This window comes from uncultured Microbulbifer sp. (assembly GCF_947489355.1).
Classification (GTDB): Bacteria; Pseudomonadota; Gammaproteobacteria; order Pseudomonadales; family Cellvibrionaceae; genus Microbulbifer.
Window position 1 is genome coordinate 1 of the sequence record NZ_CANLDD010000099.1, and the last position, 5,810, is coordinate 5,810.

The 5,810-nt window shown below is 57.6% G+C and carries 1 protein-coding gene; it reads right to left on the reverse strand.

Annotation, left to right across the window (positions count from 1 at the left end; translation table 11 throughout):
* Positions 1–5,609, reverse strand: a 5,609-nt coding sequence (locus Q1A48_RS20375) for an RHS repeat-associated core domain-containing protein (RefSeq protein ID WP_299948564.1), incomplete at its 3' end; no start/stop codon positions are given.
* Between the last annotated feature and the right edge of the window lie 201 nt (positions 5,610–5,810).

The window sequence follows — 5,810 nt, forward strand, 5'->3', positions numbered from 1 at the left end:
TCCTTCGGCAACTGCGGATCTTCCTTGCTCGCCACAAATCCCGTGGGATCAGTAAAGCTCAGTGGATTATTCAAGACATAACTATACCGATTCCAGCTCTGGCTGTAAGTGGGCGCCTGCACGATGGGATCGGGGCTCAGGAACCGCCCCAGGGTCGGGTCGTAAATCCGCCCATTCATATGGATCAGGCCGGTTCTGTCCAGATGCTCGTGGCCAGTATAACCGCGCTTGCTGGTAACGTGTTGTACCGCGAGCAGCTCCAGCGTCTGCGCCAGCCCCAGATCCCCGCTCCAATCGTCCTGGCGGCGGCTGCCATCGGGGTTAAAGGCGGTGCTCAAAATCTCCAGGCCATCCCCATCAGTGATTTTTTCCACAGAGCCCAGGTGATCCCGGTGCAGGTATTGATACTCACCGCTGGTTCCAGCCAGATCATTGATGGCAATATGCTGCACACTGCTGTTCAGGCGGGTTTTGCGAATGGCAAGGATGTCTGTGTCTGCAGGAATCTGCTCTTCGTAACTGCCGATGATATACGCTTTTTCAGTTTTGAGCTGGCCACCTTCCATCCAGTGGGATTCACGGTAAAAACGCTGGCCATTGGGGCCGTATTTGAAGCGGTCCCTGGCTGTCGGGGTGCTGTCGTTCTGGCTGCTGCCCAGCACAATCTCCGTGGGCAACTGCCGTGCATTCCAGCGGATCCACTTGTCGTCGCCTGTGGCGGCATCGTAGCGTTCTATGGCACCGTTGGCGTCGTAGTGCAGGCTGTGGGCCACGCCGTCGATGGTTACACTACTGACTGCATTGGGGCCGGCATTGCCGGACTGACCATACTGGTAGCCGGTCACCTGGGTATCGGCACTGCGGCTGGAGGTCTTGGAGAGGATATTCCCCAACTGGTCGTAGCGGGTGCTGAGTACCCGGTTACCACCGGCCACGGTAGTGGCGCTGCGCAGACGGTTCAGGCCGTCATAGACAAAGTTTTCCTGCTTTTGCGTTTGTGAAGCACTGTTGCTCAGGCGGCTCTCCAGGGTGCCGTTGGAGCGCCAGTGGTAGGTATTGTTCTGTAGCCGGCCACCACCGGTATGGATGGTTTCCAGGCGCCCGGTATCCGGGTTGTAGGTGCGGTTGGTTACCAGGCCGTTACCGTAGGTTTCCTGTTCCACCTGGCCCCAGGCATTAATGTTATCAAACGTCTGCAGGGGGTTGTTGCCGGCCGCATCGCTACTGAGGCTCTGCAGATAGCCGCGCCCATTGTAGCGGTAATGGCCCTCAACCCCATTGGGGTAAATCATTTTATTGGTGCGGCCCTGGCTATCGTAGCCATAGCGGTGCCGGTAGCTGGAAGTTCTCCCATTGACAGCCAGTTGGGTTCTGATGTTATCCAGCTTGCTGTCTGAGCGATAGGTGTACTCCTCAAGGAATACCTGGGTGCCGCTGTCGGTATAGCTGCGGTTCTTGAGGGCACCAGTGGCGTTGGTGGCATCATATTCCCACCGGGCCAGGCCCTGGGCATCCTGTTGTTGCAGCAGGCGGCCCAGTTGGTCGTAGCGGTAGGTGATACTCTGGCCCTTGTTGTCGGTCTGCCGATCCATTTCACCAAAGGCGTTGTAACCGCTGGTGACCGTGCCCAGGTTGGGGTCGGTGAGGCTGGTGCGGAAACCGGCCTGGTCGATCACAAAGCTGGAGGCAATTGTTCCGCTGTCACCGGTGACGGTCACGGTTTTCGGCAGGCCGCTGCCATAGTAGGTGTAGTCGGTAGCCACCGCGAGGCCGGTGGCATCGTCCACGGTTTTGGCCAGATCGCCGTTGAGGTCGTAGTAGCTCTCCTTCACCTGGGTGCTGGTGCCGCCCTCGCCCACCACGGATTCCGTCACACGGACCTTTACCTGCTTGCCACTGCTCCCTGTACTGGTGGCATAGTGGATGGCCACGGCGCCGCCGCCGGCCTTGTTGACCGTTTTGAGACGGTGGCGCAGGTCGTATTCGTAATTGGTGGTCGGCTTATTGCCATCAACCGCTGTCGCACCCTGGGCAAAGAAGGGCGCCGTTTCCAGAGCCAGGCGGCCCTGTGTGTCGTACTTGAACTCGCGGCGGGAGACGTTATTGCCGGAGAACGCCTGGCTGTCCTGCTGTACCAGGCGGCCCAGCTGGTCGTAGTAGTACTCTGCCATCGGGGTGATCGGCGATTCGGTCTGTACCCAGTAGGGCACCTCGATGTCGCCAACGCTGGGGCAACTACCGTGGCAGAAATTGTACTGGCTGGTAAATGCAACACCGTCGGCATTGGTGCGGCGCACTGTGCGTCCGAAAGGATCGTACTCGATGCGGGTGGAGCGATTGTTGGCATCGGTAATTCGACTGGTGCTGCCAAAGCGGTGGTCGTACGCCATGGTGATGGTGTGGCCAAGGCTGTTGCTGAGGCTGGTGGCGTAACGCCGGTCGGCAAATGCACCATTCACCACCGTGCTGCGGGTCTGGGTACCGGTGCCATTGAGGGCGGCATCCACCTTGCCGGTGGCCGTTTCGCTTTTGATATTGCCGTAGGCGTCATAGGCATAGGTGACCGCCAGCTGGTATTTGGCATCACCGGGGTATTGGGTAGTAGTCTGCACCCGGTTGGTATTGCCGTAAGGGGTCATGGTGCTGCTGGCCACCTGGTCCGGTGTGCCGGTAATGGCGCCGGCGTAGTGGCGCTGTTCCTCGGCACTGGGAAAACCAATCAGCCAGTGGCCGCTGACGCGGTTTTCCAGCAGGGTGGTGCTTTCCACGCTGCGCCGGGGATTACCGTAGACGCTAACGGGGATGACATCTCCCCACACACTCTGGCTTTCGCTGATCTGGGTAGACTGCACGGTGCGGCGGGTGCGCACACTGCCACTGGGCAATTCACCGGTACTCCCATAGGTGCTGGTTTGGGGGGTGGTATCGGTAATCACATAGCCCAGGGTCTCCCCGCCTTCCAGCAGGGTATCCAGGCTCTGGGCCACATAGGGGTAATAGGTGCTATTGCCCCCGGCTGACAGTGCCAGGGCACTGAGGCTGATACGGCGGCGTGTCAGCAGCTCGCCGAAGGTATGGTTGTTTTTATACTGCAGCTGCCGCGCCACTTTGCCAAAGTGGGGAAAGTCCTGGCGGAACTGGCGGTAGGTGACGATCTCGGCTTCGGTATCGTAAATCCGCTGGGCACTATAGCCGAGGAAGCCCCAGTGTTTGTCACTGGTGAGGCCCACCCCCTGGTAGGCGTACTCGGTACTATGCCAATCGTTGCGGTAACCGTTGGAGCGGAGCATCTTCGTCACCACAGTGCGGTAGTCGCCGTCCATCGCCTGTACCGGGCTGGCATCGGGAATGGCACCGACGGAGCCAAACAGGGTTGTGCCCTCATCAAAGCGGCCCACTTCCTCCTCGCCAGAGTTGTCGGAGATCCGCTCCAACTCAAACTTGGTCTGCGCCCCCAGGCCGTCGGTGACGGTCTCGATGCCCGTGGCAAAATCCTCCGGATTGGCGGAGTCGGTCAGCTCCCAATCAAACTCCAGCGGGTTGAGGCACTGGCGGCCGCCGCCATTGGTGTTATAGGCACACAGCTGTATCTGCTTGAGGCGGCGGTAATGCACCTGAACGGAGCCCGCGGGCTGCCCTTCGGAAACCGGCCGGAATTCCTGCACCAGGACATCGTCCTGGAGCGCGAACTCATACCCCGAGTCAAAGTCCGCGGGCTCCTCTTCGGAAATCAGCTTGTACTCCCGCTGCAGCTTTCCATCGAGATGAATGCGGATATGGTGCAACAGCACCAGCTGTTCCTGCTGGATCTTCTGTAGGGGGACCGGCGGCGCATCGGTGCGGGTGCCGTACTGGAATTCGATTTTTGCATCGCCCTGGTTGCCGTAGGTGATCTCCAGGGGATAGTTGATGCCCTCCACCAGATCGCGGTGGTATTTGTAGGCCATGGTATTGCCGAAAACATCGGTGACCTTATTCAGACTCCAGCCGAAATGGGAAGAACCCTCAATCTTTAGACGACTATTGCTGGTTGCACCGTACTCTGCTACCGAGCCGTTGGGCATGTTCACCCGGAACCAGATTTTATACCCACTCTTCTTGTGTAATTCAATCAAACGGAAACTGTCGCGCAGGGTGCGATACTTTGCTCCCGCCTGCCAGTGGGTGCCGGAAACCAATACCAGGGGTTCGCCGTCCAGGCACAGGGAGTCCTGATTATTTAAGCGCACTCTATCACTGCTGGGCCGGTTGACCACACAACGGCGGATACTGCTCAAGCCGCCCACGCGCCAGCCGTGGCCGAGAATATCCTCCGGCAGGGCTTCATTCATACGCTTGTTAAATCGGGCGCTGGTGTAGCTCAGGGACAGGTTCGGTTGCAGTCCGTTGACGCCGGGCGCCGCTTGCACAGGTACTGTGATCTCGGCACTGCCGGAAGCGCTGACATCCGCATTGTACGCCAGGGTCCCAGGGGTATTGGGGACCTCGGTGGTTACCGCCGGAGGCTCATCGGTGTTTTCCAGATTGTGCACCTTGATCCAAGGGCTCAATACGGAATTGCATGCAAAATCATTACAGGCATCCAGCTTGTAACGGTAACTGCCTGGGGCACTGGCCCCAGCAAAATAGCTGGTGCCTGATGTGGTTGCTACTGTCCGCCAGCAATTGCCATCGGACTCCACAGCACAGCCGCTCTCATTTTGTCCCAGGCGTATCCGCTTTAGCCGGTAACTGCTGGCGCCGACATCTACCCAGGTGATGGTGTGATCCAGGTTGTATACATGATTGGGCAAGTTGTCGGAAAACCTGGGTGTGGGGGGCGTGGGTGGATTGAGCTGTTTGGTCGGCGACCAGGCACCACAGCCGGAGCTGTTACAGGCCCTGGCTCTGAACTTATAGACAACAGCGGTGATATCCCGGCCCGTGGTCGCCTTACTGATGGTGACCGTTGTGGCTTTTCCAAGATTGGAACCATCGAGACTGCCGGCAAAAGGCACATAGCCATAGCCGCTGCCATCCACACTCCACTGCAGCTGATAATGGGTTATAGGGTCGGAGGCATCGGGGTTACCCACAGAATTCCATTTTAGTGGGAAACTGGGGCTGGGCAGTGTACTGCCACCGGGCTCGATCCATCCACTCACCTGAGCGGGGTAGCGTTTTACATAAAGCGTCGAAGAGGTACGCCAATCGCTGTACTGGTAGTAAGTACCGGCCTTTGCATAGGCGCGAACTCTATATCTATAGCGACCGCTGGGCATAGTACCGGTAGAAGTTGGCAATGATCTGCTACGGGTGCTCTTACTGACTTTGGGGCAGCTGCTGGTGGATTGCCAGGTACCGTTGACTTCCTGACACCACTGGTAACCACTGACCAGCGGCCCTTCACTGGCTGCGCCCCAGGTAATGGTAAATTTGCCGTTGGTATCAGTACTGCCGCTTTCAACAGTGCTGGATTGGTAGCCAATATTGGAAGACGCATTTGGCTTGAAGGCCACGTTAACGGAATGCTCACCCTCGTTATAGGTTTTCAGGCTGCTCCAGGTTTCACATTGAGGGGGAATTGCACCATCCCGAAAACTATTACATTTTCTAGCAGTTACTTGCAATTCATAAGTGTAAACTCCCGTTGACGCCACCTTTATCGACTCGCTCCTTCTGCCAGGAACGACAAAATGACGGGTAACTACGCCATTCTTGCGCTCAATAAGCCTCTCTGTTTGAATATTATAGCGAAGCCGTGAAGTTTTATTGTGGGAAAAATCAATAGAATAGCTTCCGCTATTACTAGAATCAGGGCCATCAACTTC